The sequence below is a fragment of the Streptomyces sp. NBC_00210 genome (assembly GCF_045160975.1).
Classification (GTDB): Bacteria; Actinomycetota; Actinomycetes; order Streptomycetales; family Streptomycetaceae; genus Streptomyces.
This window is the reverse complement of sequence record NZ_CP108120.1, coordinates 8,681,550-8,707,107: the sequence shown is the minus strand read 5'-3', so window position 1 is coordinate 8,707,107 and position 25,558 is coordinate 8,681,550. Positions and strand designations below refer to the sequence as shown.

Sequence of the window (25,558 nt, the reverse complement as noted above, 5' to 3'; positions counted from 1 at the left end):
GGTGGGCGACGACGGCTTCGTGGACTTGGACCGCGCCCTTGGGGACACCGGTGGTGCCGCTGGTGAAGTGCAGCAGCGCCATCTCGTCGGGGTCCGTGCGCGGCACGGTGAAGTCCTCGTCCGCCTCCGCGAGCAGCGTTCCAGGAAGAGCGTGCCCACCAGGTCCTGCCGGCGCTCCCCGGCAATCAGCGCATCTTCGAGCTCCGGCAGGCGCTCCCTGACAGAGGCGACTGGCGCGCCGACCGTGTGACGGGGCTCCGGACGTAAGGCAGGCCGCGATCACACCGGCTGCGGTACGACGGCCACGGGGCAGTCGGCGTGGTGCAGCACTGCGTGCGCCACCCGGCCGAGCTGGAGACCGAAGTGGCCCTGGCGCCGCTGTGCGCCGAGGACGAGCAGATCCGCAGCGGCCGAGCGCTGCGCCAGCACCTTGTGGGCCGGGCCTTCGACCGTGGTCCGGTGCACTTGCACGGCCGGGTTGTCACGTACGGACTCTCCGAGCGCCTCGTCCAGCAGCGTCGCGGCCTGCTCCTCGTAGTAGCGGGCAGGATCGCCGGCGAGCAGCGGATGGTCCGTTGTCTCGTGCGCCGGGCGGCGCCAGGCACGGACCGCATCGATGTTGCAGCCGCGGGCTTCGGCCTCGCGCAGGGCGAACGTGACCGCCGCCCGTCCCCCGGCCGTGTCGGCTACGCCGAGGAGGATCCGCCCGTGCGTGCTCCCGAGTGCCGCCTTGTCGCCGCGCACCACGATGACCGGGCAGTGCGCTCGGGCCGCCACGGCCAGACCGACCGAGCCCAGCAGCAGCCCCCTCAACTCCCCACGGCCGCGCGATCCCGTGACCACCGCCGAGGCTTTGCGGCTTTCGCGAAGAAGCACGGTTACCGGGTCGTCGGTAAGTACCTCTGCCGAGACCTTCACATCCGGGTTCCGTCGGCCGGCTCGTTCGGCGGCCGATCCGACGATGTTCTCCGCGAAGACCTGCTCGTCGGGACGTCCGAGGCTCCCGGCAAGAGCGACGCCCTCGTAGTGCTCCCACTTGGAGGCGTACACCAGCCGCAGTGGCACTCCATGCCGCGCTGCCTCGTCCACCGACCAGTCGAGTGCCTGGAGGCTGGACTCGGATCCGTCGACACCCACGACCAAGGGCAGCTCCATCGTGCCCACCGCCTTCCGTTCGGCTGAGGGGAGCGGTTCCCGTTGTCACCGTCGCACTCGGGGCGGGCCGCTCGGGAGGGGCGGTTCGGCCCTGGTACGGGCTCTTCGGCCCAACGCCGCCGCGCACCAGCGCACCCGGATCTCTCGGCACCTTCCGCCGGGCGAAGCGGCGCTGTCGGGGGCGGGGCCGCCGCTGCGTCGTCGACTCGGCTCAGTCCGGTTCCATGTAGGGGCGGCGGAAGACTGGTGCTTGGCCGGTGCCGTACGGGCGTACGGCTGCCAGCGCCTGGACGACCGCGGCCTCCAAGGGACCGCTGGTGTCGACCGTGACGGCTTCCGTCCAAGGCGGCTCTTTGCCTGCCATGGCGGTGGCCACATCAAGGCCGGCGTCGGATGCTCCGGGGGCGCGCGTACGCAGGCGGGCCGCTGACACGCCGTCCGGCACCTGGCAGTGCAGGGCCACCAGGTCGGCGCTGGTGCGTTCGGCCATGCGCAGGGCAGCTTCGCGCTGTTCCGCATCGGACCAGGTGGCGTCGACGACGACGGACTCGCCCGAGGACAACAGGGCGGATGCGCGGTCGAGCAGGGCCGTGTAGGTCTTGGCGGTCCACTCGGGGGTGTACAGGCCTTCGCCGTAGCCGGTCGCCGCGGACTGTTCCGCCGAGATACCGGCCAGCTCCTTGCGGAGGCGGTCGCTGCTGAGCAGCGTGACGCCGAGGCGATCGGCCAGCGCGCCGGAGAGTGTGGACTTCCCGCTGCCCGGCAGCCCGCCGACGAGCGTCAGGCCGACAGCGGACGTCCGCAGGTGACGCAGCGTCGTCAGGACCAGTCGCCGTGACGCAGCCTCCGTGCCGGGCGCACCCTGCTGGGCCTGGATGAAGGAGACCTTGGCACGGACGAACGCGCGGTAGGCGACATAGTGGTGCCGCAGGGACGGCGGTGCCGGGTCGCCGGAGTACTCGCTGTACTGGGCAAGGAAGAACCCCGCGGCCTCCGGGGCTCCCAGCTGTTCCAGGTCCATGGCGAGGAAGGCGGCGTCGTCGAGGCCGTCGACGTAGCGCAGGTGGTCGTCGAACTCCAGGCAGTCCAGGAGGCGGGGGCCGTCGTCGAGGCAGAAGATGTCCTCTGCGAGCAGGTCGCCGTGGCCGTCGACGATCCGCCCCTGCGCGATGCGCGTGTCGAACAGCTGCTGGCGGCCGGCGAGGTAGCGGCGCACCAGTCGCTCGACCTCCTCCACCTCGTCGGAAGCGTGTGCGTCGTCGGCCAGAGCGTGGACCTGAGCGAAGCTCGCTTCCCAGCGCGAGGACAGCGCGTCCCGGGTACCCTGCTCGTCCACGTCCCGGCTGCGGGGCGCATCCGCGTGATGGGTGGCGAGCTGCCGGGCGACGTTCCGCAGGGCACCGTCGACGACGACGCCCTCGCTGATCAGCCGGGAGAGGCGGCGCTCCGCCGGCATGCGGCGCATCACGACGAGGGGTTCTGGGGTGTCCGCGCCCGGGCTGCGAAATTCTCCCAGGCCCAGGTAGACGTCGGGGGCGAAGCGACGGTTGAGAGCCAGTTCCCGCTCGCACGCCACACGCCGGGCCGCCACGGTGGAGTAGTCCAGGAATTCCAGGTCCACCGGCTTCTTGAGCTTGTAGGCACGGTCGCCGACGAAGAAAACGACCGCCGTATGGGTTTCGCAGACCTCTGCTCGCGGGAACGGCCGTGCATCGATGCCGGTGCCTGTCCGGAGCACGGATGCGTCGATTCGTAGCGTGGACATCGTGATCCTCCCTGCGGTGGTCGCGAACAACATCTGGTCGACCACGGCGTGCGGCACCACGTTCAACGGCCTACGTGCCGCTGGTGGAACTCGCCGTATCGTCGGTCCGGTAAGCGATTTGTTCCGCGACCGAAACCACGCCGTCCACACTCCGGCACAGCCGCATAATGATCGGGATCAGACTCCTGACCTCGACAGAGCCACCGAGAGTGACCTGCCCTTCGTGCACCTCAACGGTCACCTGCGAAGGGCCGAGGCGCATCGTCGAATGCAGCACATCCCGGTTGATCTCATCGCGGATGGCGTCGTCGCGGCGCAGGAAGATCCGCAGCAAGTCGCTGCGGCTGAGGATGCCCTGCAACCTGTCCGCCGCGTCCACCACGGGCAGCCGCTTGATGTTCTGAACTGCCATGAGGCGAGCCGCCTCGGCAACGGTCCACTCCGGACGCGCACAAACGGCCGGAGCCGACATCAGCTCCTCGGCGCAGGCTCCCTCGGCCTTAGCCCGCTCCCACGCCTCCAGATGCGGCATCGGCACCCGACCCGACGGGTCGGACTGGCCCGACGACTTGCGCAGCAGGTCGGCCTCGGACACCACACCGATCGGGCGGTCCAGTTCGTCCACGACGGGTACGGCGGTGACATCGTTCTCGACAAGCAGCCTCACGATCTCCTTGAACGGCACGTCGCGCCGCACCCGGACAACCTTCCGGGTCATGAGCTCTCCGACTGTTCGGTGGTGCATTCCGCCCTCCCTTCGGCGCCGTGACAATCAGTCACGGTCACGGATCAAGCCTTCCAGGGGCCGGGCGTCATCGGATGAGCCTGCCCGTCGTGTTCCCCGGGCTGGACGCGCACATCAGCCGTGGTCGGCCACCGCGTCGTAGTCCGCGAGGTCCACGGCTGCCGCCTCCTGTACGTCTCGGCTTCACCCTCACCATGTGCCTTTGTGCCGCTGTGCCGATTGGGCCGGAGAACCCCCACCCAGGGACCGATCGGCCCCTGTGCGTCTGCTGTCGCTCCACCACAGGCTGGGCGGAGAGACAACAGATTCACATCGGAAGCTGAGGAGAGGAACGTCATGAAGGCACTCGTCTTCCACGGCCCCGGCCAGGCCTCATGGGACAACGTGGCCGATCCGGGCATCCAGGAGCCGACAGACATCGTCGTCCGTATCGACACCACGACCATCTGCGGAACCGACCTGCACATCCTCAAGGGCGACGTACCTGAAGTGACCTCAGGGACCGTCCTCGGGCACGAGGCAGTCGGAGAAGTCGTCGAGGCGGGCAGCGATGTCAGCACGGTCCGCCCCGGCGACCGGGTGCTCGTCTCCTGCATCTCCCCCTGCGGCCGCTGCCGCTACTGCCGGGAGCAGATGTACGGGCAGTGCCGGGGCAACGGCGGATGGGTGCTCGGCCACCTCATCCACGGCACGCAGGCCGAATACGTACGCGTCCCCTTCGCCGATTTCTCCGTTCACCCGCTTCCCGCAGCAGTGAGCAGCAGCGACGCCGTGCTGCTGTCCGACATCTTCCCCACCGCGTACGAGGTGGGCGTCCTCAACGGAGGAGTCCGGCCCGGAGACACCGTCGTGGTCGTCGGGGCAGGGCCGATCGGGCTCGCCACCATCGCCACTGCAAGACTCTTCTCGCCGGGCAGGATCATCGCGGTGGACCTGGCCAAGTCACGGCTGGAGGCCGCTCGCGAGCTCGGCGCGGACGCCGTCGCCAACGCGTCAGAGGGCCCGGAGCAGCTGGTATCGGATCTGACCGAGGGGCTCGGGGCCGATGTGGCCATCGAGGCCGTCGGAGTACCGGAAACCTTTGAACTCTGCACGCGTGTGGTGCGGCCGGGAGGCCATGTGGCCAACGTGGGCGTGCACGGCAAACCCGCCACGCTCCACCTGGAAGACCTCTGGATCAAGAACGTGACCATCAGGACCGGCCTGGTGGACACCTACTCCACACCGGTTCTGCTGGGCATGCTGGCTGCCGGTCGACTGCCCGCGGCTGCGATCGCGACCCATCGCTTCGAACTGGGACAGATCGAGGAGGCGTACGACGTGTTCTCACGCGCGGCCGACACGGGAGCGCTCAAGGTCGTGCTCGGTGGCCGGGAGCACAAGGACGTGGAACGCACGAGCTGACGCCCCTGCCGAGCCGGGCGCCTCAGTTGATAGCCCGTCACATCGGCATCAGTCGGATGCGCCGTCCGGCTCCGATGGTTTGTCCGCTGTCGTCGGGACGTCGCCGCTCAGAGCCCACTCCTCGTCCGGCCTCAGAAAGACCTTCAGCAGGTCGGAACGGCTGACGATGTCCAAGGGCCGCCCGGCCCTTCCCCGGCGCCGATCGGGCGATTGACGCTGAGCACAGACAGCGCCTCGAACGAGAACCTGCGAGCGTGGACCGGACGGCTCACCGGTCATCACCGAGGAAGCCGCGCAACTCGAAACGGAGACCCAGCGATGAGCACTCCCTCCCCCACCCGTATGACCGCCGTCCTGTCCCCCGAGCATCGTGCCCGGCTGCTGGATATCGCCCGGGACGTCAAATTGCCTGAAGGAACCCGCGTCTTCGAGGAAGGCCACCCCGCCGACCGCTTCTGGATCATCCAGTCCGGCACTGTCACGCTCGACATCGACGTGCCCGGACGACGGCCGGCAGTGATCGAGAACCTGGGCTTCGGTGAACTCGTCGGCTGGTCCTGGCTGTTTCCCCCATATCTGTGGCAGTTCGGTGCCGAGGCCATGACACCCGTACGCGCCCAGGAGTTCGACGCCGCAACGGTGCGGATGATGATGGATGCCGACCCTGCCTTCGGCTCCGCGCTCGGACACTGGGTCGGCAGAGTGCTCGCTCATCGGCTGCATGCCTCACGGATCCGCCTGCTCGATCTGTACGCGCCTCACGGCAGCGGAATGACTCAATAAACAGCGTCCGGGAGGCCCGCCATGCCCGATTCCCCACACTCAGTGAGCGACGTCATGACGCACACCGCAGTCTCGGTGGGGCGCCATGCCTCCTACAAGGAAATCGTGGAACTGATGGAGCAGTGGCACGTCAGTGCCTTGCCGGTGCTGGAGGGCGAGGGCCGTGTGATCGGCGTGGTTTCGGAGGCCGATCTGCTGCCCAAGGAGGAATACCGCGTCGACGACCCCGCACAGGCAGAGCGGCCGCTGTCCGACACAGCGAAGGCGAGGGCGGTCTCGGCGGCGGAGCTGATGTCGAGCCCGGCCATCACCGTGCACGCGAGCGCCACGATCGCCGAGGCCGCGCGGATCATGGCGCGCCGTCGCGTCAAGCGCCTGCCCGTGGTCGACGAGGTCGGCCTGCTGGAGGGAGTTGTCAGCCGCAGCGACCTGCTGAAGGTGTTCCTCAGGCCGGACGAGGCCATCGCCGACGAGATACGGCGTACCGTCATCGGGCACCTGCCGCCCCCGGCGCAGGTAGAGGTCTCCGTCGCGGACGGCGTCGTCGCCCTCCACGGCAGCCTCCGGGACCGGGCGCTGGTCTCCCTGCTCGCCCGGGCCGCCCGCGCGGTCGAGGGCGTCGTGGACGTCCGCCTGAGCCTCAGCAACCAGGCACCCTCAGCGCCGTTGCCCTGAGGCCCGTACGACAACGTCGGCCCGGACATGCCAAGGCGAAAAGGGCCCATCCGCTTCTCGCGGATCCTGATTGCGTGGTGCACGGCCACGAGCCGCTTCTCCACGTCCTCGTCAGGGCCCTTTCCGTCAATTCCATGAAAACACGGGGTGTGCGCTGCTGCGAGGGCCGAACAGCCCCCCGTCGGTCCCGCTCGGCCCTGCCCCACCATTACTGCTTGACGACCAATCGCCGCAGCCATGGCTGTCTGCTGAGCCGGGCGGCGGCGAATCCGGCCAGACCCACGGCAACGGCCACAGCGACATCCGTCCCGCCGAGCGGCTCGGTCTCCAGTACCGAACGTAGGAACGGTACGTACAGAGCCGCCGCCGCGAGGCCGGCTGAGGCGAGCACCGCCGTCGGCAGGAAGAGGTTTTCACGAGTGAGAAGGCGATCCCGCAGCCCCATGGCGACCCCGAGCTGTGCAGCCAGCAGGGACAGGAACAGCACGCTCTGCCAGGGGGCGTCCGCTGCACGGGCCGAGAGCCCTGCAGCCAGGCTTGCCATGGTGACCACGGCTCCGAGGAATAGCACCCGTTGCCACAGACCGTGGCCCAGCACGTGCTGATGCGGCGGGCGCGGTGGCCGGTGCATGGCGCGCGGGGAAACCGGCTCCGCGCCCATCGCCACCCCGGTCAGGCCGTGGGTGAGGAGATTGATCCACAGGATCTGGCCCGCCCTCAGCGGCAGCGACAGCCCGAGCAGGGGGCCCACGAGCATCACCAGGATTTCTGCGGTGCCCCCGGCGAGTCCGTAGACGAGGAAGCGCCGGATGTTGTCGTACACGCGGCGCCCCTCCTCGACCGCTGCCACCACGGTGGACAACTCGTCGTCGGTGAGTACCAGATCGGCCGACTGTCTCGCCACCTCGGTGCCTCGCCGGCCCATTGCGACGCCGATGTCCGCCTCTCGCAGTGCGGGGCCGTCGTTGACACCGTCACCGGTCATCGCCGTCACGTCCCCCCGTTCACGCCAGGCTTTGACGATGTCCAGCTTCTGCTGCGGGTCCGTGCGGGCGAACACCCTTACCGTGGTGAGGTCGTCGACGGCTCCCTCCGCCAGGGCCTGACCTGTGACGACCTTGCCCGGCTCGCTGTCGGGGGACAGCAGACCAACGCGCGTGGCGATGGCTCGTGCGGTGGCGGGATGGTCACCAGTGATGAGTACCGGAGTGATGCCTGCAGCCCGGCAGGCAGCCAGCGTGGTGCTCGCCGCCGGTTTCGGAGGATCGTTGATCGCCGCCAGGCCGAGCAGCCGCAGCCCCGATTCGGCGTCCGCTGCACGCGCCGGAGCGTCGTTTCGATCGCCGCAGGCCACGGCCAGCACCCGGTATCCCCGGGCGGCGAGCAGCGCTGACTCGTCCCGGGCCCGATCGAGGAGCTGCGCGGGCTCGTCGAGGACAGCGGGGTCGAGGACGGCTTCTGGAGCGCCCTTAAGACACACCATCAGCTGTCCTGACGGCGTTCCGTGGAGCGTGCTCATGCGCTTGCGAATGCTGTCGAACGGCGCTTCGTCGGTCCTCGGGTAGGTCCGGTGCAGCGTGCTCGGTTCCGCGCAGCGCGCTTTGGCCGCGGCCGTCAGAAGCGCGGCCTCGGTGGGGTCGCCGAGGGCAGTCCAGCGGCTGCCGGTGTCGTCGGCCGGTTCGTCCGTTGGGCGCAGCGCGGCGTCGTTGCACAGCGCCGCGATGGTCAACAGCTTTTGTACGGGCCTGAGTTCGTCGGGCTCTGCCGCCCGGCCGTCGACGCGTACGTCGCCGAACGGCTCGTACCCGGTGCCGGTGAAGTCGACGGCGCCCTCGGGTGTCCACACGCGTTCGACGACCATGCGCCCCTCGGTGAGAGTGCCGGTCTTGTCGGTCGCGAGTACGGTCACCGATCCGAGCGTCTCCACGGCGGGGAGGCGTCGTACGACGGCGTGACGTGCGGCCATGCGCCGCGCTCCCAGGGCAAGTGCCAGCGTGACGACGGCAGGGAGCGACTCGGGTACCGCGGCGACGGCAAGACTGATCGCGGTCACCGCCATGGTGCCCGGTGCCAGGCCACGTATCAGGCCCAGGGCAAAGACCAGCAGGCACAGTGCCAGGGTGGCCACGGCGAGAACCCGTCCCAGTGCGGCCAACCGCCGCTGCAGAGGTGTCGCCTCGAGTCGCCCTTCCAGCAACGCGGCGATACGGCCCAGCGCGCTGGCGGCCCCGGTGGCAGTCACCGTGGCGATGCCCCTCCCCCGGACCACGACGGTGCCCGCGCTCAGCGTCGCGGCCCCCGGCCGTCCAGAGCGCAGGTCCTTGTCCACGGGCACGGATTCACCGGTCAGCATGGACTCGTCGAGGAGCAGCGCCGATGCCTGCGTGAGGAGCGCATCGGCGGGAACGACGTCTCCTTCGCCGAGTGCCAGCACATCGCCCGGGACAACTTCGGCCGCGGGCACCTCCCGCTCGGAACCGCCTCGCAGGACACGTGCGGTAGGGGCTGACATGGCGGAGAGTGCGGCAACAGCGTTGTCCGCTCTGACCTCCTGGATCACTCCCACCGTGGTGTTCACGACGATCACGAGTGCGATGACGACAGAGTCGGCGTGGTCCCCGATCGCCACGGTCAGTGCCACCGCCCCGAGGAGAACCATGATCAGCGGATCCCTGAGCTGTGCCACCACGCGCGTATGCAGGCGCACAGTTCTCCGGGCGGCCACCTCGTTACGGCCGCATTCGACGAGGCGGCGGGCCGCATCCTCTTCGGTGAGCCCTCCACGGCGCTCGTCGGTGGCCGGCGGGGTGCGGACAGGGCGCGAGGTCACATCGGTGCTCCGATCGACGGGAGGGGCTGGTGTGAAACGGACGGTGTCGGATGGTGTGTTGCGGGGCCGCCTTACGCGGTAGGAACGGTGATCGCCCGGCAGAGTGCTCGGTGCAGCAGGCCTTGGACGACCGAGCCCAGCCGCATGCCGGTGTCACCACGAGATCAGGATGGTGAGGGCCACAGAGCTCCCGGAAGGGGCCGAAGGTCCCCTTCCCGCTGAGACTGATCCATTCGGTCCGCCCCGAGGACCTCTCGGCCCTGTGCACGAGGGCGGGATTGGTTCCACGCTGGCATTCAGGACTGCCTGATCCGCCATGTGAAGGAAAGGACTGGCGCGCCATGAGGCACCGCAGCGTCGCCGACCTGATGTTCCCCACGGCCGTGAGCGTGCAGCGGGGCACCCCATGCAAAGAGATCGCCCGGCTCACCTACGACGTGGACGACTCCGCGGCTGCAAAGGGCGGCGACCGCCATGTCTGAGGTGACCACGACCGATCTGTACGAAGTGACGATGGCCATGTCCTACCTGCGGGAGGGGATGCGTGCTCCGGCCACTTTCAGTCTGTTCGTACGGGACTTGCCGCCCGACCGCGGGTTCCTGGTCGCCGCCGGCCTGGAGCCTTCGCTCGACTACCTGTCCCGTTTCCGCGTAGGTCCGCACGACGTGGAGGAATTCGCCGAGGCTCTTCACCGGCCGGCCCGGGATCTCGAGCCGCTGCTGGGCCTGGAATTCAATGGCGAGGTCCGCGCGGTCCCCGAAGGGCGGCTCGTGTTCGCCGGAGAGCCGCTGCTGGAAGTGACCGCGCCCCTGCCGCAGGCCCAGCTCGTCGAGACCTACCTGCTCACTCAGCTGTGTCATCAGACGGCGGTCGCCTCCAAGGCGGCGCGCTGTGTCATCGCAGCCGCGGGGCGGCCCCTGGTGGATTTCTCCCTGCGCCGCACGCACGGGCCGCAGGCGGGGTTCCAGGCCGCCCGGCTCGGCGCACTGGTCGGATTCGCGGGCACCAGCAACGTGGCAGCGGCCACCAGGCTCGGCATTCCCGCTTCCGGCACCATGGCTCACTCATACATCCAGGCCTTCCCGGGCGAAGAGGAGGCGTTTCGGAGGTTCGCCCGTACCCACCCCGGACCGGTGACCTTCCTTGTCGACACGTATGACACCGATGGCGGAGTCGCGATCGCGGCACGGGTGCTCAAGGAGCTCGGGCGCGGTCCTGGCTGCGCCATTCGTCTCGACAGCGGTGACCTGGGGGCTCTCGCGCGCAGGGCGCGGGACATTCTCGACGCCGGCGGCCTCACGGACGTCGGCATCATCGCCAGCGGTGGCCTGGACGAGTACGCAGTGGACGAGCTCGTGCGGGCCGGCGTCCCGATCGACGTGTATGCCGTCGGTACCCGCGTCGGCGTGGCCGCGGACGCGCCCTACCTCGACGCGGCATACAAACTGGTCGAGTACGACGGGCGGCCGGTCATGAAGCTCTCCTCCGCGAAGGTGACGGCCCCCGCGCCGAAGCAGGTCTTCCGCCGGTCCGGCCGCGCCGACGTGATCGGCGTGTGGAACGAGGACCCACCGCCCGGCCGGGAACCTCTTCTCCGCACGGTCATGCGCGGGGGCTGCAGGACGGGGACGCCGGACCGCCTGTCGGACGCCCGCGCGCGGTTCGACGCCGACCTCGCCGCTCTCCCGGCATCGGTACGGCGTATCCACAGCCCCGAACCACTCCGCCCGGTCACATCCCGGCGACTGGCGGCCATGACGGCCGTGGTACGTCGCCGTATCGAGGAGGAGATACGGACATGAAACTCAGCAATGTCGCAAGCCTGATGGTGGGCGAGGTCATCTCGGTCACGCCTGCCACGCCGTTCAAGGATGTCGCCAAACTGCTCGCCGAACACGACATCACCGGACTGCCTGTCCTCGACGACGACGGCAGAGTGCTCGGGGTCGTCTCCGAGAGCGACCTTCTAGTCCGTCAGGCGTCAGCCGGAGGAGCGGACGAGGAACAACAGGGACCTCGGCACGGGCGGACCCCCCGCTCGACCGCGGACACGCGGGACGACAAGCGGGAAGGCCTCACCGCGGGCCTGCTGATGTCCGCACCCGCGATCACTGTCCGTGTCGAAGACACGATTGCCAAGGCCGCCCGGACGATGCTCCGGCGCGGCGTCGAACGGCTTCCTGTGGTGGACGCCGAAGACCGCCTGGTCGGCATCGTCACACGGCGCGATCTCCTCCAGGTGTTCTTGCGACCCGACTCCGAAATCCGCCGCCATGTGGTCGAAGACGTGCTGACGGACGCACTCGGGCTGGCGCCGAACGTGATCGAAGTCCATGTCGTCGACGGGGTGGTCACGCTGGAGGGGTTGCTGGAGCGGCACAGTCAGATCCCTGTCGTACTTCAGCTCACGCAGCGGTTGGACGGAGTGGTGTCGGTGGTGGACCACCTCTCGTCACGCGTCAACGATTCTGGGCTCGCGCCACCGGAAGGTACGGAGTACGGGTGGCCCTGGTGACCCGGACGACGCTCCCCAGGGCCGACCGGCCCTGTCGGAGCAGCCCGCCCGGCCCTCGTGCCACAGCCCGCGGCGGGCCCAGCCTGGAGCCATGACCGCTGAAGCAGCAACGCCTCACGCACCGCCGCAGGCGGAGTCGGCGGTACTGCGATGCACGGAGCTCGTCCGGCGCTTCGGTGAGCGCACCGCCGTCGACGGGGTGAGCTTCAGCGTGGCGCCGGGTGAGACCTACGGACTGCTGGGCCCCAACGGGGCGGGAAAGACTACGACGATCCGGCTCGTGTGCGGACTGCTGCCGCCCGACGGCGGCACCGTCCAGGTGCTCGGGCGACCGGGCCGGACCGCCCGGGCCAAGCGACTGATCGGCTTTGTGCCCCAGGAAGTGGCGCTCTATCAGGACCTCAGTGCCCGGGAGAACCTGCGCTTCTTCGGCCGTCTCTACGGGCTCTCCGGCCGGCGGCTGGAGCGGAGAGTGGACGAGGTGCTGGAGCTGGTGGACCTCAGCAACCGGGCAGAGGACCGGGTCGAGGCGTTGTCCGGCGGAATGCGCCGACGGCTCAACATCGCCGCCGGTCTTGTGCATTCACCGACGCTGCTGGTGCTGGACGAACCCACGGTCGGCGTCGACCCGCAGAGCCGCCACGCGATCCTCGAGAGTGTCCACCGCTTCGGCGCGGAGGGCATGGCGATCCTGTACACCACGCACTACATGGAAGAGGCTGAACGACTGTGCGATCGCGTGGGCATCATCGACCGGGGGCAGCTCGTGGCCGAGGGGACGCCACGCGAACTCGTCGCGCTGGTCGCCGAGCGCGACCGGATACGACTGACCGCCTCCGGTGACCTCGCCTCGTACGCCGCCGCATGCCGGGCCCTGCCGCGTGTCGACGGCGCGGACGTCGGGGGCGCGGACGGGCGCGTCGTCCAGGCCGTGGTCCAGGACGCGCGCAGCCTGCTGCCCGCCCTGATCGACCTCGCGCATGAGCGGCGTATCCAGATCAAGAGCGTCGAGATCGTCGAGCCGGACCTTGAAGCAGTCTTCCTGCATCTCACCGGCACCGCACTGAGGGAGTGAACGGGCGATGCACGCGGTGTTCACCATCGCCGCCAAGGACCTTCGCCAGAGGCTTCGGGACCGCTCGGCGTGGATTCTGGTGTTCCTCGCTCCGCTCGCCATCACGGCTCTGATGGCGTTGTCGTTCGGCAGCGGCGTGGAGTTCCACGCCGATCTCGGCTACGTGGACCAGGACCGGGGGCCCGCAGCGACGGGACTGCGGCAGACCCTGGAGAGTCCCGAACTGGCACGAACAGCCTCGCTGCGGTCCTTCACAACCGCCGAACAGGCCAGGGCCGCGGTCGACGCCGGCAGCGTCCAAGCGGCCGTCATCGTGCCGGCCGGCTTCACCGCATCTCTCAGCGGCCGGACACCCGTACCGGTCACCGTGTACGAAAGTGCCGACTACGCGCTGCAGGCGCAGTTCGCCCGCGCCGTGACCGAGTCCTTCGTGGCGCAGGTCAACGCCGACCGGCTGTCCGTCGGCACCGCCGTGGCGGCCGGAGTCTCGAAATCGGACGTGCCCTCAGTCACCGAGCGGGCCCTGCGGCTGAGGCTGCCCGAAACAGTGGAACCGAGCGGCCTGCCCAACGACCCGATCAAGGCCGTGAGTTACTTCGCCCCCAGCATGGGCATGTTCTTCGTCCTGTTCACGGTGGGATTCGGTGCGCGTGGCTACTTCGCAGAGCGGCGCAACGGCACCCTTGACCGCATCGGGGCGGCTCCGGTCAGCCAGTGGACGATCCTGCTCGGCAAGTCGCTGTCCACGTTCGTCTTCAGCTTCGCCGGGCTCGGCACGACCATCACCGCTGCCTGGCTCCTGTTCGACGCAGAGTGGGCCGACCCCCTCGGAGTGGTGGCGCTGTGCGCCGCGACCGCCGTGTCAGTGGTCTGCTTCACTGCCTTCGTGATCACACTTGCGCGCACCGAGCGGCAGGCCGAGGGGCTGAGTTCGATCGTGGTGTTCGCCCTGGTCCTGGTCGGCGGAAACTTCGTCTTCGCACCCGTGGGCCCCGATCTCGTACGCCGTATGGCCCTGTTCACGCCGAACGGCTGGGCGTTGCGAGGGTTCACCGATCTCGGCACCGGAGTGCGGGGGCTGGAGGCCGTGGGCGCGCCACTCCTCGGCATCGGCTCCGTATGCCTCGTGATCGTCGCGGTCACGGCACTGCTGATGCGCCTGCGGAGGCCCTCATGAAGAGGACCGCGGTTCTTGCCGTCAGCCGGACGACACTGCTGCGCACGGCGCACGACCGGACGGCCCTGTTCTTCATGCTGCTGCTGCCCGTGGGGATCATCGTGGTCATCGGGGCGGTCGTCGGCGGCTTCGACCAGTTCCGGATCGCGGTCGTACGGCCCGGGGACGGTGCCGAAGCCCCCATCGCGCGGTCGCTGGCCACCGAACTGGACCGCTCCGACGGGCTCAAGGCCCGGACGTACGGCGACGAGAGCGCGGCACGCACCGCGCTGCGGCGCAGCGAGACCGACGCGGTCGTCCTGCTACCGCCCGGCCTGGACACCGCGGTGCGCGCCGGGCGGCCGGTGTCCGTCCCGGTGCTCGTGCAGGAGTCGGCAGCGGGCGGCCACGCCGCTGTCTCGTCGATTTCGGCTGCGGTCGCCCGGCATGCGGCGCAGGTACAGGCGGCCCACTTCGCCGTCGCCGAGGCGGGCGGCACCTTCGATCAACGTCTGGCGCAGGCCCGTACGACCGAAGCCCATGTCGCCCCCATCGAGGTGCGGTCGGTCTCGGCGAGCGGCCCGAGCGACATCCTGCCGCTCGGCTACGGCTACAGCACGCCCACCATGCTTGTGCTGTTCGTGTTCATCAACTCGCTTGCCGGTGGCGCGGCGATAGTCCAGACGCGCCGGTCCGGCGTCTACGAGCGCGCCCTGGCGGCGCCGGTCACGGCCGGAACCCTGATGCTCGGGGAGACCGCGGCGTATCTGGCCCTGGCGCTCGTGCAGTCGGCGCTGATTGTGGGCATCGGTGCGCTCGTCTTCGGGGTGTCGTGGGGGAACCCGCTCGCGGCCGGCCTGCTGATCGCTGTGTGGGCGCTGATCGGAACCGGCGCCGGCGTGCTGTCCGGGGCTGTGTTCCGTACCCCTGAGCAGGCAAGCGCCATCGGCCCGGCTGTCGGCATCGGCCTTGGCATGCTGGGCGGCTGGATGTGGCCGCTCGCCCTCGTGCCCGGGTGGCTGCGCACCGCAGGTCATGCCGTGCCGCACGCATGGGCCGTCGACTCCTGGACCGTCCTGCTGTCCCAGAACGGCGGTGTCACCGACATCCTCCGCAATCTCATCATTCTGTCCGCGTTCGCCGCGGCACTGCTGACCCTGGCCTCGTTCGGGCTTCGCCGGCAGCTGACCGGGGCGGCACCCGGCACAAGGAGCTGACCGCCATGACGACGACTGCCGCGGCATACCGGGCGGTCAGAGTGGAGTCGGCGCTCGATTCACCGCTGTCGCGCCGGCTGTGGCCCGCTGATGAGGGCGCTCCGGTTCCATCCATGGCTTCTGATGAGCGTACGCCTCGACACCGGGCTGGTGGTCGCCGTCGCCCAGCACTGGCGCGCGTCACTGTACTGACCGGAGGTCCCGCGGGAACCAGGGCCGGTCGGCCCCTCCGGGGGACCCTCGGCCCCTCCTCCCACCGCGGCCGGACAGTGACGCTGGAACTGTGGCCGCACGCGTGGCTCCTGAGGAGGTCCGCACCATGACCCGCAACGTGACCGTCGGCCTGGACGGGTCGCCCGAGAGCCGCGCCGCCGCCGCATGGGCTGCCCGGGAGGCAGTGCTGCGCGAGGTGCCCCTGCATCTCGTTCACGCGGAGGAGTGGCCCACGACCGCGGCCATACCCATGGTCGGACCCGAAGTGCAGCAGCAGTGGGCCGACAAGGTTCTGGCCGATGCCGCCGACGAGCTGAGGCAGCGCCATCCCGGACTGGAGATCACCACACTACGGCTCTCCGGAAGGCCCGCTGCCGCCCTGCCCGTCGAGGCGGGTGAGGCGGAGATGCTGGTGCTCGGCTCCCGGGGTCTTGGCAGCATCATGGGCTTCCTCATCGGCTCGGTCGGCATGGCCACGGTCAGTGTCACCGAGCAGCCGGTCATGCTGGTACGGGCCCCCAAGCACCACGACAAGGAGTCCCGCACCAGGTCCGGCGGCGCCGAGCAGACCGACGCCGCATCCGGGTACCGCGACGTGGTCGTCGGCCTGGACATCTACCAGTCCTGCGACAAGCTCCTGGCCTTCGCCTTCGACGAGGCCGCACGGCGTGGCTGCACCCTCCGCGCCGTACACGGCTGGACGCTCCCCCTCGTGTTCAGCTACGCGCCGATGCTCGACCCCGGCATCCAGCTGGAAGTGGGCCGGCAAGTCGAGCAGGCCCTCAGCGACATGCTGCTGCCATGGCAGCTGAAGTTCCCGTCGGTGCAGGTTGTCGAGCGGGCTCTCATCGGATCGCCTGCGCAGCAGTTGGTGTACTCGGCCGCCGACGCCGATCTGGTAGTGGTCGGCAGGCGCCTGCGCCGGGCTCCCTTGGGTGGGCACATCGGCCCCGTCGCCCACGCCGTGATGCACCACAGCGCCGCACCTGTCGCCGTCGTCACCCACGACTGACCGCTCCGGGCAGGAGGATCAAGTGCCCTCACCACCGCTCGACTCGACCACCGTGACAGCCCTCGTCGAGGACGCCACGGCAGCCCCGTCCATGCACAACGCACAGCCCTGGAAGTTCCGGTTCCTGAGCAGCACCGGAACGATGCAGCTGCGCGCCGATCCGGAGCGCACGATGCCCAAGTCGGACCCAATGCACCGTGCCGTCCATCTCGGCTGTGCCGCGGCGCTGTTCAATCTGCGGGTGGCCGCCGTGCACGCCGGCCGGGAACCGGTCACCACACTGCTCCCCGACCCCGCCGATCCGTGGCTGCTGGCCGAGGTGAACCTTGCCGAACCCGCGGGCCCCGAGCACGATCTCGCCGTACTCCACCCCGCCGTCCGCCAACGGCACACCAGCCGCCACCCCTTCACCGACGAGGAGATCCCGGACGACATCCTGGACGGGCTGCGCGGCGCCGCCCTGCTCGAAGGCGCCCGGCTGTACGTTCCCGACGCATGGCATGTGAAGTCCGTGCTGAACCTGGTGCACGACGCCGAGGGGCGTGAAGCGCTCGAACCCGAAGTGCGGGAAGAGCTGGCTCGCTGGACCGACACGGGCGCCAAGGGTGATGCTTCGCGGCGGGAGGGAATCCCCGCGTATGCCTTCGGCCCCCGTCAGCACGATGTCACCGCTCCCGTGCGGGACTTTGCCGGCCGGCGTCCCATTCCCGGCCGCGGCTCTGCCACCTTCGAAAAGCAGCCCCGCCTCGCGCTGCTCGGTACGGCCGGCGACCGGCCGGAGGACTGGCTGCGAGCAGGTCAGGGGATGGAGCGGGTTCTGCTCCAGGCCACCCTGGACGGGCTGGTCACGTCCCTGACGTCGCAGGCCCTCGAATGGCCGGAACTGCGGTGGGCCGTACGCGACCCGGGGTCGGCGATGGGTCACGTGCAAATGGTGATCCGCCTCGGATACGGCCCCGAAGGTCCCGCGACCCCGCGCCGGTCGGTGAGTGATGTCCTCGACTTCACGTGACCCGCACCGGTGCCCGGCCCGCCGCCCGGGGCGGCGGGCCTCGGGGACGCAGTAGTAGCCACCCCGACGGATGTACTGACTCCCGGCGGCTCCGGCGAGGAAGCTGCGGCGGCAGATGCCGACGGCCTCGCCATACGGACGCTGCCGCCCATCGGTGTGTACTCCGCCCTGGACACCTCGCCCCGTGGACTGACGACCGCGGCAGCCGACGCCAGGCTCCGGCAGTTCGGGTCCAATGAACTCCCGCGCGCAGCGCACCCGGCCATGTGGCGGCAAGTGGCAGCCCAGTTCACGGACCTCTTCGCGGTAGTCCTGCTCATCGCTTCAGCGATCACATTCCTCGCGTACGCACTCCAGGAGCCACGGGACGTCGGCACCCTGCAACTCGCCGTGGCGATCCTGGGCGTGGTGGTACTGAACGCGTCCATCGGGTTCGCCCAGGAGTACTCGGCCGAGCGGACGGCGGAGTCGCTGCAGGCGATGGTGCCGCACACCTGCCGGGTGCTGCGCGACGCCGTGCTGCGAGAACTGCCCGCGCGGGAGCTGGTGCACGCTGGCTGTTCGACCAGCGCTGGGGTGTCGACATCGCCGTCCCTGCTGCCACTCCGCTGATCTCCCTCATCGAGGAGGCAACCGGCGCCACCGATACCGTGGCACTGCTACGCCTCAGCAAGGCGGGGGTCGAGATCATGGAAACCGTGATCACCGCGCGCTCTCGCGCAGTCGGCAAACCCCTCTCGGACATCCCTCTGCCCGACGGAACCGCCGTCGCCACCGTCATACGGGACGGACGGCCGACCGTGCCCGGACCGGCTGTCCGCCTTCAGCCCGGTGACGAGTTGCTGCTCGTCTCGCACAGCGCCACCGAGCAGGAGATCCACGCGGCGTTCCAGTGAGTGCGGCCACTGGGCCGAAACGCGGCCGGACGCCCCTGCGTCGGGACCTGTCGGCCCATCCGAATGAGGCGCCGGAGTGTGACAGTGGAGGCCCCCCGCGAAGCAAGGAGGGTGCGGCACCGCGGACGGGGTACGAGGAGTGCTGCTGCTGGCCCGCGAGGCGGGCGCGACGGTCTTCGCGGACGAGGAGACGGACCCGCTGCGGAGTTTCGCCGGTCAGGCGGCGGTGGCGATGGAGCTAGCGGAGCGACGCAGCGACGCAGAGCAGATCGCATTGCTGGAAGACCGCGACCGGATCGCCCGTGACCTGCACGACCTCGCAATCCAGCGGCTCTTCGCCACCGGCATGACACTCCAGAGCGCGGGGCGTCTGATCGAGCACTCCCCAGCTTCGGAGCGTGTGCTGCGCGCAGTTGACGACCTGGACGAGACCATCAAGATCATCCGATCGACCATCTTCGGGCTGCGCTCACGCGAGGCCGGGACCGGGCAGGGCCTGCGGGCACGCGCGGTGCGGACCGTCGGAGAAGCAGCTCCGGTACTGGGCTTCGCGCCAAGCCTCAGGATGGAGGGGCTGCTGGACACCAACGTGCCGCGGGAGATTGCCGACCACCTGGTGGCAGTTCTTTCCGAGGCGCTCACCAATGTCTGCCGCCATGCGCACGCCACCCGGACTGACGTGGCACTGGAAACCGACGGACGGGAAGTGGTACTGACCGTCTCCGACAACGGGGTGGGGCTCCCTCCCGACGGGCGCCGCAGCGGCCTGGCCAACATCTCGGAGCGGGCCCAGCAGCTGGGCGGCGAGCTGGAGTTGACCTGCCCGTCCGGTGGCGGAACCTCGCTGGTCTGGCGCGTCCCCATCGACACCGCCTGAGTCCCACTCGCAGGTTCCACCGCGATCACGGGGCGGACGGCTGATCGCGCGACACTCGCCCTTCCGAACGGAATTCATTGCGGTCCACAACACGTCCGGTCACCAGTTCGGGACGGATCCGGATGAATACTCCGTCCGGCACCGGCACCCACGAGCGCGGTCCGGTCCGCAGCAGCCGTTCGCGCTCCCCCGGGTCAGTGACCAGGCTCGCCGGGCCCATGACGACGACACTCCACCCGGTGCCGGCCGCCTCGTCGAACCGGTCCGCCTCGAACGCCACCACTGCCTGGTCCACCGCGCGGGCCACACGGGAGGCCGCCGACGTGCGCAGCACCACGGAGGAGTCGTGGTCCAAGGAGAAGTTCACCGGCAGGATGGCAGGCAGGGCCTGGTCGGTGTAGACGATGCGGCCGATCGACACCTGCCCCAGCAGACGCAGGCACACCTGCCGGTCGAGCTCTCGGAAGCCGTCGTGGTGGTGCATGGCGTCCATCCTTAGGGCGGTCCGCCCGGATTGAGGTAGGGCACGCACGCCCTCGCCGTTACCTCTCTTTGTCCGGAACTGCGGCTGTACGCACCCAACACTCCGGCGTCGGCCAGTGCTTGGGAATGGGCCGAGAGTCCCTGGCAAACGGGCGAACGGCTTGGGGTCGGCAGTCGCGTGCATGGGGCCTCGACTCACCCGGCGACAACAAGCTTGGGCGGCGTTCGCATCGGAGCCGTCGCCGCTTCAGCCGTGGCAGCCGAACGGGTACCAGTGTTGGGCCGACCGGCTCTCGGCCGACTGCCCCGGTTCCGTAATGCTGAATGGACATGGGCCGGTTCAGGTGACCGTGCCCTCTACCCCGTACGGAGGCAGCCTCATGACCCGCGCAATCGCTGTAGGAGTGGACGGTTCCCCGGAAAGCCTGGCCGCGGCCGACTGGGCAGCCCGCGAAGCGACACTTCGGGGGCTGCCGGTCCGGATCGTGCACGCCTGGCTCTGGCAGCCCCTCGACGTGCCCGTGGTCCAGAACAGGGAGGCACTGACGCAATCGGCCAACGCAGTGGTACGGGAAGCCGAGACGCATGTGGCCGCCCGGTACCCGGACCTGTCGGTGTCCGCCGAGGTGGTGCCCGACACCGCCGTTGCCGCGCTGCTCGGCGCCGACGAACAGGCCGAGATGCTGGTATTGGGATCACGAGGGCAGGGCGCCCTCGTCGGCTTCATGCTCGGCTCGTACGGTCAGCAGGTGATCGCTGCTGCCACGCGTCCCGTGGTCTCGGTCCGGGCCCACGCAGGGGACGCAGGCGAGCCGGAGGGCGCTGAGATCGTCGTGGGACAGCAGGGCGGGGCGGAGTACAGCGACGCGGTGCTGGGATTCGCCTTCGAGGCCGCGGCGGTACGGGGGGCGACCGTGCGAGCGGTGCGGGCCTGGAGTCTGCCGCCCGTCTTCGCCTACAGCCCTGGTTCGATGCGCCTGGCCGATGAGGCGGGAGGGCTGGAACCGTTCGAGAAGAAGGCACTGGAGCAGGCACTCGCCCCCTGGCGCAAGCGGTTTCCCGACGTGCCGGTGATCGAGCATGTCGAAATCGGGAGCGCGGGGCAGGTGCTCCTGTCGGCCGCCTCTCGTGCGCGGTTGCTCGTGGTCGGCCGCCGCCTACGCCGCTCCCCCATCGGTACGCGCATCGGGTCCGTCGCCCGTGCCGCCCTCCACCATGCGACCTGCCCCGTCGCGGTAGTTCCGCACGATTGAGAGCCGGCCGGCCTCCGCAACGTGGCCCGCGCAGTGGCGGGTCATGCCGGTTTGGCATCACACACGGCAGACTCCGCCACGCCCGCCGAAATCGAGGAGGACAGGGATGGACATAATCGCGTTCGGGGTGCTCGCCGATGAGCGACCGCAGCTGGAGGTGGCGTTCGCCGACCAGCACGCGGTGCGCTGTCTCGAGCTGTTCCTCAACCCTGACACCGCGCCGACAGCCCGCGGATACGAGGTGGTCTCCAGCAGCGTCAACGACGTCCTGGACGCGGACGTCCTCGCTGCCCTCGCCGACGGCGGCACCCGGATGATCGCCCAGCGCTCGACCGGCTACAACAACATTGATCTGGACCGGGCCAGGGAGCTGGACCTGACCGTGGCACGAGTCTCCTCCTACTCCCCGTACTCGGTCGCCGAATTCGCCTGGTCGCTGGCCCTGGCCCTCAACCGCCGGACCGTCCGCGCTGCCGGGCGCACCAGGGAGTTCGACTTTCGGCTCAACGGTCTGATGGGCAGGGACTTCCACGACCGAACCGTCGGCGTCATGGGGACGGGAAAGATCGGCACCGCGTTCAGTCGCATCGCGCACGGTTTCGGAATGCGCCTGCTGGGATGGGACGTGCAGGAGAACAGCGACTGCCTGGCACTCGGCATGGAGTACGTGGACAAGGACCGCCTGTTCGGTGAAGCCGACCTGATCAGCCTGCACGTTCCCCTGCTGCCCGCGACCCATCACATCGTGGACGCCGACGCCCTGGGAAGAATGAAGTCAGATGCGATCCTGATCAACACAAGCCGCGGCGGGCTCATCGATGCGGCCGCGCTGGTGGCAGCGCTGCGCGACGGCCGACTCGACGGGGTGGGACTGGACGTCTACGAGGAAGAGGCCGGTGTGTTCTTCGTCGACCACTCCCTGGAGGTGATGACGGACGACACCCTCGCCCGCCTAATGACCTTCCGAAACGTCCTGGTGACCTCCCATCAGGCGTACTTCACCAGGGACGCGGTCGGCCAGATCATCGACACTACGGTGCGAAACGTCGCGGACTATCTCGCCGGACGCACCAGCGACAACGTCCTCGTCCGACCCAAGGAGTAGCCCACGGTCCGGCGCCTTGAAAGTAACTGTGGTGCCACGGCTGCGCGTTGTTATCAACGGGACGGCAGCAACGTCCCGTCCAATGCTCACTGGAGCCTTTGGCGTGCCACCACAAGCGGGGCCCGTTCTTTGGCCGTCGGGGGAACGTGGCCGTGGGAGGAACCCGGCGGACACTCACTGATCAGATGGAGTGATACGGCGCCCCGTGAGGCGCGTCGGCTGGATCGACACCCACAGCTCGCGGTTGCCCCCTGCCCACGGATCGGTGTGCGACCGCTCGACCAGCCGGCGCGCGTCGTCGGGCTCGGCAACCGCCCGCGCGGGGCCAACGGCGAGCACGCTCCAGCCCTGGCTCATGGCCTCGTCCACATGGTCCACCTCGAAGGCGACCTCTGCCCCCACAGTCACTGCCGGGGTGGAGCCAGGGGCGGTCCTGAAGAGGATCGCGTCCTCTATGACCTCGTAGTTCACCGGGATGACCGCTGGGCCATCGGGCGTGGATACCGCGACCCGCCCGACGCCATGTGTGGAGAGCCGGGAGCGGCATTCCTCCGCGGTCAGGTCCTGCAGCCGGGGGTGGCGGAGCGCCTGTCCCTGGCCGGGCGGCAGATCGATGCCGACTCCGCGTAGGTCGGCGACCCTGGTCCCCAGGGCGCCGGCCAGCCTGATGAGAGTCGCTCGGCTCGGGTCGGCCGGCCGCTCTTCGAGATACTTCAGGTACGCCGGTGCCATTCCGGCACGGCGAGCCGCTTCCGCCTGGGTAAGTCCCTGGCGCTTGCGTTCGAGAGCCACGCGCCGACCGATATCACCCGGGTTGGGTGCTCGTTGGGACGCGGTCGTGTCGGACACGGCAACCGCCTCCCCTCCTGAATCGTCCGTCCTCGGGAGGGACATGTGTCGAGGCGCTTCGAGCCCGTGCTCGGTGTGTTGTACATGCGCGTCGGGCCCCGGGAACACCAGCGTGATCCGTTCGGTATCCGACCAGCGAACGTCGTAGGGAGGCGTACCGTCCTCGTGGTGGAGTCCGACGATCTCGCCGTCTCGTCTGGTTGAGCCCGTGGTCGGGCCTTCCACCACGAGATGATCACCGAGTTGGGCTCGCATGACCGCCACCGCCTTCCTGCTCTTGCCACCCAACGTGCCACGCCCTAGCGTGCCGACGCATGAGGCGACATGCCCTGCTGAAAGGGCCGACCGGCCCCGAACGGGCGCCGGACAGCTCCGATGTCTACGCCCCGAACCAATGCTTCCGCTGCGAAGCGATGCGGTCACACTGCGCCCGACGGGGCGTCGTACCGTCCTGTGTCCTGGCGATACTCCCGGGGGCAGGATGAGCGTGCAGGATTCCCCGGGCGCCACCGAGACCGTTCGGTCCAGCAGGGCGATGTCGATCGGAGACCGGTCGGATTCGGGCACGGTGACCTGCAGCCGTCCCGCGCGCAGCCGGAGCCGTACACCCCAGTGACCCTGGTAGCGGATCACCTCGTACCCGAGCCGGTGGAAGAGGCCCTGGAGTTCGGTCGGTGAGAAGAGATCGCCGAGCATCAGCGCGTCGGCCTGCTTGGACGCCTGATAGTTGTTGGCCGTCTATCCTTCGGCCTCCAAGATCCGGTCGAGGCGCCGAATGTCACCGTAGCGGTCCCGGTAGCCGTCCCAGTCGAGTTCCGCGAGCTCGCCGTAGCCCTCGAACTGGCTGATGACCCCGCCGTGGAAGGGGACGTGGAGCAGCCGGGAGACGCCCTCCCAGAGGTCGAGTTCGGCTCGGCGAGTCCGGTGCGCTCGAAGAGGTCCCGGCGGCGCGGCTCCGGGAGAGCGCGGCTCCGGGAAAGAACGCAGTAGGTCGAGACTGCGGGCGAGCACCCAGGCCGCGGTGACATTGGTGTGTCAGAGTTCGAAGACGATGCGGGCGCCGAACTGGCCGCGCAGCGCGCCGGGTCGTCCTTGCGGGCATCGATACCGGGGGCGTACGCAGGGCGCCTCGAGGCGGATTCTGACCTCCCCGAGTCGGGGCTCGAGGTCCGGACGCTCCTTAATGACCATGGCTCACCGAAGGCTCGTACGACTGCCGCTTTCGTGGTCCGTTTCTCCTGGGGATGGCTCCTCGGCGTGGCGTCAGTCGTGTGGGACCACGGCGACCGGCGAGGTGGCGTGGTGAAGCACGGCATGAGTGACGGGCCCGATGTGGGCGCCGAGCGGCGAACGGCGCGTGCGGCGGCCGACGACGAGCAGGGACGCGTCGCGGGAGGCGTCGACCAGGTGGTTGGCGGGCTTGCCGGATCGGGGCCGCTCAACGACCTCGACGGCCGGGAACTTCTGCCGCCAGGGGCGCAGCGCCTCGGCCAAGGTGTCCGCCCTCTGGGCGTCCAATTCGGCGTTCAGCCTGGGGTCGGCGGGGAGTCCGTACGCGAAGTAGGGGGGCAGACTCCAGCCGTGGATGACATGCAGGGATGTGGCACGGCGGGCGGCCGCGTCGAACGCGAACTCCAGCACCGTGTCGTCGGGGCTCCGCACATCGAGACCCAGCACGACGGGCCGGTACGCCGTCGTACCGGGCGGGCGCTCGTCCTCGGCCCGCTCCTGTGCCCGTACGAGGACGACGGGCCGCTCGGTGTGCGCCACAGCGGCCATGGCGACGGACCCGACGAGGAATCCGGCGACGCCGCTCAGGCCCCGGGACCCCAGGACCAACAGCTCGGCATCGCGGGCCTCCTCGGGTAGCACGGTGCCGGGCCGGCCGGCGACCTGATCCGCGCTGATCTCCACATCGGCGTGACGGAGCCGCAGCTCGTCGGCCTCCTCACGGGGAATGCGCTCCGCCCAGTGCTGTAGGGTCTCGCCACCCAGGAGGGGAGCCTGAATGTAGGGCTGCGGTTCCCAGACGTTGACGAGCCTCAGCGGCAGTCCGCGCAGCCGCGCTTCGCGGGCGGCCCATTCGGCGGCGGCCAGGCTCTCGGGCGAGCCGTCCAGGCCCACGGTGACGGTGCGGGACATGATGCGTACCTCCTGTGGGTGACCGGAGCGGATCTGTCGGTCGATCCGCTTCCAGCCTCGTGGTCGGGGCGGGTGTGTTGGAGGGGCCGCAGGTCCCCGGCCGTGGCCGACCGGCCCATACCTGGGCGGCGGTTGGCCAGAGACCGGCGCCCCCTCCTCGGAAAGTGGCACAGGGGTCAGCGCAGCCAGCGGGTTCACCGTACGAACCGCAGCTGCGCCCAGATCCGGCCGAGGCCCCAGGTCTCGCCCACGGAGGTCAGGGGGAGACGGGTCCACGCGGCCGCGTAGATGACGTGGTTCTCCACGACGAGGTTGGTGGACATGCTTGTGAACAGCGCCCGGTGATCGTCGTACGCGGTACGGCCGGCTGGCCCACGCCGCGCGGCAGCACGCCT

24 protein-coding genes and 3 pseudogenes are annotated in these 25,558 nt (G+C 69.5%); 16 read left to right on the top strand and 11 right to left on the bottom strand.

Features of this window, described 5'->3' with window-relative positions:
* Window positions 1-13: 13 nt before the first annotated feature.
* The 4 genes and pseudogenes from OG729_RS39085 to OG729_RS39070 all read right to left on the bottom strand — a co-directional run.
* A pseudogene (locus OG729_RS39085) lies at window positions 14-82 on the bottom strand (hypothetical protein); the annotation flags it as partial.
* A 197-nt stretch (window positions 83-279) separates the two neighbouring features.
* Entirely contained in the window at window positions 280-1,155 is an 876-nt protein-coding gene (locus OG729_RS39080) for a universal stress protein (RefSeq protein WP_405810912.1), read from the bottom strand.
* 211 nt (window positions 1,156-1,366) lie between these two features.
* Window positions 1,367-2,920 (bottom strand): AAA family ATPase, encoded by a 1,554-nt coding sequence (locus OG729_RS39075; protein ID WP_405810910.1) that lies wholly within the window; start codon window positions 2,918-2,920, stop codon window positions 1,367-1,369.
* 70 nt (window positions 2,921-2,990) lie between these two features.
* A complete protein-coding gene (locus OG729_RS39070) occupies window positions 2,991-3,665 on the bottom strand; it encodes a CBS domain-containing protein (protein ID WP_405810908.1) in 675 nt (224 codons plus the stop codon).
* A 336-nt stretch (window positions 3,666-4,001) separates the two neighbouring features.
* Here OG729_RS39070 and OG729_RS39065 point away from each other — a divergent pair, with 336 nt between their 5' ends.
* The gene (locus OG729_RS39065; protein WP_405810907.1) at window positions 4,002-5,069 is read left to right on the top strand and encodes a zinc-dependent alcohol dehydrogenase family protein; all 1,068 of its coding nucleotides are present in this window, start codon (window positions 4,002-4,004) and stop codon (window positions 5,067-5,069) included.
* A gap of 48 nt (window positions 5,070-5,117) precedes the next feature.
* Here the strand turns inward: OG729_RS39065 and OG729_RS39060 are convergent, their stop codons facing one another.
* The gene (locus OG729_RS39060; protein ID WP_405810905.1) at window positions 5,118-5,243 is read right to left on the bottom strand and encodes a hypothetical protein; all 126 of its coding nucleotides are present in this window, start codon (window positions 5,241-5,243) and stop codon (window positions 5,118-5,120) included.
* A gap of 144 nt (window positions 5,244-5,387) precedes the next feature.
* Here OG729_RS39060 and OG729_RS39055 point away from each other — a divergent pair, with 144 nt between their 5' ends.
* Complete coding sequence (locus tag OG729_RS39055; protein WP_405810904.1) at window positions 5,388-5,852, top strand: cyclic nucleotide-binding domain-containing protein; 465 nt, start codon at window positions 5,388-5,390, stop codon at window positions 5,850-5,852.
* A 21-nt stretch (window positions 5,853-5,873) separates the two neighbouring features.
* Entirely contained in the window at window positions 5,874-6,527 is a 654-nt protein-coding gene (locus OG729_RS39050; protein ID WP_405810903.1) for a CBS domain-containing protein, read from the top strand.
* A 208-nt stretch (window positions 6,528-6,735) separates the two neighbouring features.
* On the opposite strand, the gene OG729_RS39045 is transcribed toward OG729_RS39050, so the two are convergent.
* Window positions 6,736-9,357 (bottom strand): cation-translocating P-type ATPase, encoded by a 2,622-nt coding sequence (locus tag OG729_RS39045; protein WP_405810902.1) that lies wholly within the window; start codon window positions 9,355-9,357, stop codon window positions 6,736-6,738.
* Window positions 9,358-9,698: 341 nt separating this feature from the next.
* Between OG729_RS39045 and OG729_RS39040 the strand changes: the two genes are divergently transcribed.
* The 11 genes and pseudogenes from OG729_RS39040 to OG729_RS38990 all read left to right on the top strand — a co-directional run.
* Window positions 9,699-9,839: a hypothetical protein gene (locus tag OG729_RS39040; RefSeq protein WP_405810900.1), complete on the top strand. Its 141-nt coding sequence runs from the start codon at window positions 9,699-9,701 to the stop codon at window positions 9,837-9,839.
* Window positions 9,832-11,160, top strand: a complete 1,329-nt coding sequence (locus OG729_RS39035; protein WP_405810898.1) for a nicotinate phosphoribosyltransferase — start codon at window positions 9,832-9,834, stop codon at window positions 11,158-11,160. Before OG729_RS39040 ends, OG729_RS39035 begins: the two co-directional genes overlap by 8 nt.
* Entirely contained in the window at window positions 11,157-11,873 is a 717-nt protein-coding gene (locus OG729_RS39030; protein ID WP_405810897.1) for a CBS domain-containing protein, read from the top strand. Before OG729_RS39035 ends, OG729_RS39030 begins: the two co-directional genes overlap by 4 nt.
* A 91-nt stretch (window positions 11,874-11,964) precedes the next feature.
* Window positions 11,965-12,948 (top strand): ABC transporter ATP-binding protein, encoded by a 984-nt coding sequence (locus tag OG729_RS39025; RefSeq protein ID WP_405810895.1) that lies wholly within the window; start codon window positions 11,965-11,967, stop codon window positions 12,946-12,948.
* A 7-nt stretch (window positions 12,949-12,955) separates the two neighbouring features.
* Window positions 12,956-14,125, top strand: a complete 1,170-nt coding sequence (locus OG729_RS39020) for an ABC transporter permease (RefSeq protein WP_405810893.1) — start codon at window positions 12,956-12,958, stop codon at window positions 14,123-14,125.
* Window positions 14,122-15,321 (top strand): ABC transporter permease, encoded by a 1,200-nt coding sequence (locus OG729_RS39015; protein WP_405810891.1) that lies wholly within the window; start codon window positions 14,122-14,124, stop codon window positions 15,319-15,321. The genes OG729_RS39020 and OG729_RS39015 overlap by 4 nt, the downstream gene beginning before the upstream one ends.
* Before the next feature lie 319 nt (window positions 15,322-15,640).
* Window positions 15,641-16,546 (top strand): universal stress protein, encoded by a 906-nt coding sequence (locus OG729_RS39010; RefSeq protein WP_405810890.1) that lies wholly within the window; start codon window positions 15,641-15,643, stop codon window positions 16,544-16,546.
* A 22-nt stretch (window positions 16,547-16,568) separates the two neighbouring features.
* A complete protein-coding gene (locus OG729_RS39005; RefSeq protein ID WP_405810888.1) occupies window positions 16,569-17,558 on the top strand; it encodes an Acg family FMN-binding oxidoreductase in 990 nt (329 codons plus the stop codon).
* Window positions 17,559-17,567: 9 nt separating this feature from the next.
* Complete coding sequence (locus OG729_RS39000) at window positions 17,568-18,170, top strand: cation-transporting P-type ATPase (RefSeq protein ID WP_405810887.1); 603 nt, start codon at window positions 17,568-17,570, stop codon at window positions 18,168-18,170.
* A 38-nt stretch (window positions 18,171-18,208) separates the two neighbouring features.
* A complete protein-coding gene (locus tag OG729_RS38995; RefSeq protein WP_405810885.1) occupies window positions 18,209-18,454 on the top strand; it encodes a TrkA C-terminal domain-containing protein in 246 nt (81 codons plus the stop codon).
* A gap of 115 nt (window positions 18,455-18,569) precedes the next feature.
* A pseudogene (locus OG729_RS38990) lies at window positions 18,570-19,331 on the top strand (sensor histidine kinase); the annotation flags it as partial.
* A gap of 25 nt (window positions 19,332-19,356) precedes the next feature.
* Here OG729_RS38990 and OG729_RS38985 read toward each other — a convergent pair.
* Complete coding sequence (locus tag OG729_RS38985; protein ID WP_405810884.1) at window positions 19,357-19,815, bottom strand: pyridoxamine 5'-phosphate oxidase family protein; 459 nt, start codon at window positions 19,813-19,815, stop codon at window positions 19,357-19,359.
* Between the two features lie 379 nt (window positions 19,816-20,194).
* Here OG729_RS38985 and OG729_RS38980 point away from each other — a divergent pair, with 379 nt between their 5' ends.
* Entirely contained in the window at window positions 20,195-21,067 is an 873-nt protein-coding gene (locus OG729_RS38980) for a universal stress protein (RefSeq protein WP_405810883.1), read from the top strand.
* Between the two features lie 106 nt (window positions 21,068-21,173).
* Complete coding sequence (locus tag OG729_RS38975; RefSeq protein ID WP_405810881.1) at window positions 21,174-22,172, top strand: 2-hydroxyacid dehydrogenase; 999 nt, start codon at window positions 21,174-21,176, stop codon at window positions 22,170-22,172.
* Between the two features lie 174 nt (window positions 22,173-22,346).
* On the opposite strand, the gene OG729_RS38970 is transcribed toward OG729_RS38975, so the two are convergent.
* The 4 genes and pseudogenes from OG729_RS38970 to OG729_RS38955 all read right to left on the bottom strand — a co-directional run bounded on the left by OG729_RS38970 (window position 22,347) and on the right by OG729_RS38955 (window position 25,486).
* On the bottom strand, window positions 22,347-23,276 hold the full coding sequence (locus OG729_RS38970; protein WP_405810880.1) for a pyridoxamine 5'-phosphate oxidase family protein: 930 nt from the start codon (window positions 23,274-23,276) through the stop codon (window positions 22,347-22,349).
* Window positions 23,277-23,759: 483 nt separating this feature from the next.
* Window positions 23,760-24,041, bottom strand: a pseudogene (locus OG729_RS38965) (glycoside hydrolase family 65 protein); the annotation flags it as partial.
* Between the two features lie 243 nt (window positions 24,042-24,284).
* A complete protein-coding gene (locus tag OG729_RS38960; protein WP_405810879.1) occupies window positions 24,285-25,163 on the bottom strand; it encodes a universal stress protein in 879 nt (292 codons plus the stop codon).
* A 194-nt stretch (window positions 25,164-25,357) separates the two neighbouring features.
* Complete coding sequence (locus OG729_RS38955) at window positions 25,358-25,486, bottom strand: hypothetical protein (protein WP_405810878.1); 129 nt, start codon at window positions 25,484-25,486, stop codon at window positions 25,358-25,360.
* Between the last annotated feature and the right edge of the window lie 72 nt (window positions 25,487-25,558).